5 protein-coding genes are annotated in these 3639 nt (G+C 70.5%); 2 read left to right on the forward strand and 3 right to left on the reverse strand.

The genetic code is table 11. The features are described 5' to 3' along the window. Window positions 1-342: 342 nt before the first annotated feature. Window positions 343-1350: a stage II sporulation protein M gene (locus tag AB0O36_RS36895; protein ID WP_365118354.1), complete on the reverse strand. Its 1008-nt coding sequence runs from the start codon at window positions 1348-1350 to the stop codon at window positions 343-345. 116 nt (window positions 1351-1466) lie between these two features. On the opposite strand from AB0O36_RS36895, the gene AB0O36_RS36900 reads away from it, so the two are divergent. Then, entirely contained in the window at window positions 1467-2411 is a 945-nt protein-coding gene (locus tag AB0O36_RS36900) for an RDD family protein (RefSeq protein ID WP_365118356.1), read from the forward strand. Window positions 2412-2462: 51 nt separating this feature from the next. After that, window positions 2463-2768, forward strand: coding sequence for a hypothetical protein (locus tag AB0O36_RS36905; protein ID WP_365118358.1), 306 nt, complete (start codon window positions 2463-2465; stop codon window positions 2766-2768). Window positions 2769-2808: 40 nt separating this feature from the next. Here AB0O36_RS36905 and AB0O36_RS36910 read toward each other — a convergent pair whose 3' ends face one another. Both AB0O36_RS36910 and AB0O36_RS36915 read right to left on the reverse strand, forming a co-directional pair. Then, a complete protein-coding gene (locus AB0O36_RS36910) occupies window positions 2809-3429 on the reverse strand; it encodes a hypothetical protein (protein ID WP_365118361.1) in 621 nt (206 codons plus the stop codon). 115 nt (window positions 3430-3544) lie between these two features. Then, window positions 3545-3639: adenosylhomocysteinase (locus AB0O36_RS36915; protein ID WP_365115673.1), on the reverse strand; the 95-nt coding region annotated here is incomplete at its 5' end.

Consider the following 3639-nt stretch of genomic DNA (forward strand, 5'->3'; position numbering starts at 1 on the left):
GACTCTATCAGATCTTTTCGGACCCGATTTCCTCGGTGCTTTCCGGTTCCGGCGCTTTCGCGCTTTTCCCTTCCGGCGTTTCCGACTCTATCAGAGAATCTCACCGGGTTTTTCCGGCTTCGACATCCGACAGGATTTCGGAGGGTGTGCTCCAACAACAGGAATTCGATTCCGGTTTTGGGAGCGAGAGAGATGTTAGTTGGTCGCGATCAGACTGTCCAGTCCGACGCAACCGTTCGAATCTACCTCCCCACGCGGACCGTGTCAACAGTCTTTGCGGGACGACGAGACACTAGCAGGTGAGCGGTGTCCGACGCACATCGAGGCGCGCAGCGAGGAGGGTCAGGCCGCCGTCGGGAGGGTGTCCGTGCGGTCCGCGGCCTCCACGTCTCCCGTCTCGCCGGCCCGCGCGGCGCGGCCGCCGAGGACGTAGACGTAGAGGAAGAAGAGGGCTTCGACCGCGACACCGATGGTGATGCGGGCCCAGGTGGGAAGGCCGGACGGGGTCACGAAGCCTTCGATGAGACCGGAGACGAACAGGACCACGGCCAGGCCGATCGCCATGCCGAGGGCGGCGCGGCCCTGTTCCGCGAGGGCTTCGCGGCGGGTGCGGGGGCCCGGATCGATGACCGTCCAGCCGAGGCGGAGGCCGGTGCCGGCCGCCACGAAGACAGCGGTCAGTTCGAGCAGGCCGTGCGGGAGGATCAGGCCGAGGAACACGTCGAGCCGGCCGGCGGAGGCCATGAGGCCGAGGCCGACGCCCAGGTTCGCCATGTTCAGGAAGAGGATCCAGAGCACCGGGATCCCGAGGAAGGCACCCAGGACCAGGCACATCGCGGCTGCCTGTGCGTTGTTCGTCCACACCTGGGCGGCGAAGGAGGCGGCCGGGTGGCTGGAGTAGTAGGTCTCGTACTCACCGCCGGGGCGGGTCATCGCCTTGAGGTCCTCGGGGGCGGCGATGGACGCCTGGACCTCGGGGTGCGTCGCGATCCACCAGCCGATGAGGACGCCCAGGGCGACGGAGAGCACCGCCGTGGGTCCCCACCAGCGGCGGCTCAGGTAGACCGCGGCAGGGAATCCGGTGGTGAAGAAGCGGGCCGCGTCGCGCCAGGAGGAGCGGCGGGCGCCGGTGACGGCCGCGCGGGCCCGGGCGACCAGCTGTGTCAGGCGGCCGGTGAGCATGGGGTCGGGCGTGCTGGACTGGATGAGCGAGAGGTGGGTGGCCGTCCGCTGGTAGAGGGAGACGAGTTCGTCCGCTTCGGATCCGGTGAGCCGGCGGCCGCGGCCGAGCAGCTGTTCCAGCCGGTCCCACTCTGCGCGGTGTGCGGTCACGAAGACGTCGAGATCCATTCGCTTGCCGCTCCCCTGCCCCGTCGGTTGTCCACAGCCCTTACCCCGGCTGTCGCCAGCTTGGCAGACTTGATGGACAAGGGGCAGGTCAGGTCTGCGGTGAAGGGTGGGCTTCGGTGAGTGGTCTGGTGACGGGGGACGCTGTCGTCCTCGGGCTGCGGCCCGCCAGGTTGCCCAGCCGGGCACTGGCGATCATGCTCGATCTGCTCGTGTACTTCGTGGGGTACGTGCTGATCTCGATCGGCATCACCCTCGGGACGGCCTCCATGGACGAGGCGGCGCAGGCCGCGATCGCCGTGGCGTCGTTCGTGCTGATCCTGGTGGGTGTGCCGATAGCCGTGGAGACCCTGTCCCACGGGCGGTCGCTGGGGAAGCTGGCCCTCGGGCTGCGGGTGGTCCGGGATGACGGCGGGCCGATCCGGTTCCGGCACGCGCTGGTGCGCGGGGCCATGGGTGTGATCGAGCTGCTGCTGACGTTCGGGATGATCGCGGTGATCGCTTCGCTGGTGTCGGAGCGGGGCCGACGGCTCGGGGACGTGTTCGGCGGGACGCTGGTGGTGCGGGAGCGGGTGCCGGGGGCCCGGGTGGTGCCGGTTCCGCCTCCGCCGCCCTGGCTGGCCGGGCAGTTCTCCGGGCTCGACCTGTCGGGCGTACCGGACGGGCTGTGGCTGGCGATACGGCAGTACCTGACGCGGATGGGGCAGCTGGACCCCCAGGTGGGTGCACAGATGGCCGCCCGGCTGGCGGATGACCTGGTGGCGCGGACCGGTGCGGTGCCGCCGCCCGGGATACCGGCGGCCGCGTTCCTGGCTGCGGTGGTGCACGAGCGGCAGTCACGTGATGCGGCCCGCGCCTTCGGCGCACACTCCGGGCAGCCCGTGCCGTACCCCGCTCAGGCGGTGCCCGTCGTTCCGGGCGGGATGGCCGGCGTCGCGGTGACGCCGATGGCTCCCCCGGCTGCGGCGCCTGCTGCTCCGCCCGCGGGTCCGGCCGCACCTCCGGGTCCGGCGCCGGGTCCGGCTGATTCGGTTCGGAAGACCGGGTTCGCGCCGCCGGCCTGACGGACTCGGGGCGGGCGGGTGTTGTCGGAGTGATCACCTAGCCTGCCCGGCATGTCAGTGAACATCGAATTCAGCTTCCAGGTCACGAATGTCGCCGATGGGACGCAGGCGCGGGCGGTGATCGAGGAGCTCCGCGAGCTGATGCGGGACGAGGGTATCGACGACCAGGTGCGGATGGCCGTCGAGGAGGGGGACGGGGCCTGCCTGGTCGTCGGGGAGACCACGTACCCGCTCATCGTCTCCCGCTCCTACCTGTGGTGCCCGGAGTTCGAGAAGTCCGTGGCCTGGTACGTGAAGGAGGCGGCGCCGTCGGCGACGGCGGTGCTGGAGTGGAACTACCCCGACGAGGAGTACTGAGACGAGGAGTACCGGGGAGGAGTACTTGCGGGCGGAGCCGTCAGTCGGTGGGGAAGACCGAGGGCGGGGTCTCCAGGTGTTCGAGTTCGATGCCGGGGGCCGAGAGGACCACGTCTCCGGCGATGTGGACGGTGTGGACCTCGCCGGTGTCGAGGGAGGTGACGCGGTATTCGTCGACGGCGAGCGGGCCGCTGTCGGTGGAGTGGGTCTCGGTGCCCAGCAGGGCCCATGCCTGGTCGACGGTGAGGGGGGCGAGGACCGGGTCGGTGAAGCGGACGAGCCGGACCCGGGTGGCGGGGGCGCCCGGGGTCAGGCGCAGCAGCCGGGCGGTCGCGATCAGGAAGGCGGGGGAGGTTCCGGTGAAGGCGGGGGCGTGGACGTTGCCCTCGGTGGCCTCGGTGCCGGTGGGGTCCGTGCGGACCCAGGTGACGCCGTCGATGGCGGCGCCGCGGACCTGCCAGCTCGCGGCGTTGAGTTCGAGGCGGATGGGGCGGCCGAGTTCGTCCAGGGCGAGGTCCACGGAGCCGGCGTGCTCGCCGTCGGGGCTGATGAGCTGGGAGACGTAGCGCCAGCCGGAGGGGCCGGGGGCGCAGTGGAAGTGCTCCTCGCCGAGGGGGCTGTGGTCGTGCGTGTCGTGCAGCGAGTAACGGCCGCGGGGCATGGGGCGGGGTCCTTGGGTAGGGGGAACGGGGCAGGCCCCCGGCACGGCTGCCGGGGGCCTGACTCGGATTCCGCTGATCAGGAGGTGAGCTGATCAGGAGGTGATCAGGGGGTGATCAGTAGCGGTAGTGGTCGGGCTTGTAGGGGCCTTCGACCTGGACGCCGATGTAGTCGGCCTGCTCCGGGCGGAGCGTGGTGAGCTTGACACCGA

The sequence above is a fragment of the Streptomyces sp. NPDC089799 genome, assembly GCF_040684755.1.
Classification (GTDB): Bacteria; Actinomycetota; Actinomycetes; order Streptomycetales; family Streptomycetaceae; genus Streptomyces.

Excerpts from the sequence above, each read along its gene's own strand:
- AB0O36_RS36895 (WP_365118354.1), bottom strand. The coding sequence starts at position 1,350 with ATGGATCTCGACGTCTTCGTGACCGCACACCGCGCAGAGTGGGACCGG.
- AB0O36_RS36905 (WP_365118358.1), top strand. The coding sequence starts at position 2,463 with ATGTCAGTGAACATCGAATTCAGCTTCCAGGTCACGAATGTCGCCGAT.
- AB0O36_RS36910 (WP_365118361.1), bottom strand. The coding sequence starts at position 3,429 with ATGCCCCGCGGCCGTTACTCGCTGCACGACACGCACGACCACAGCCCC.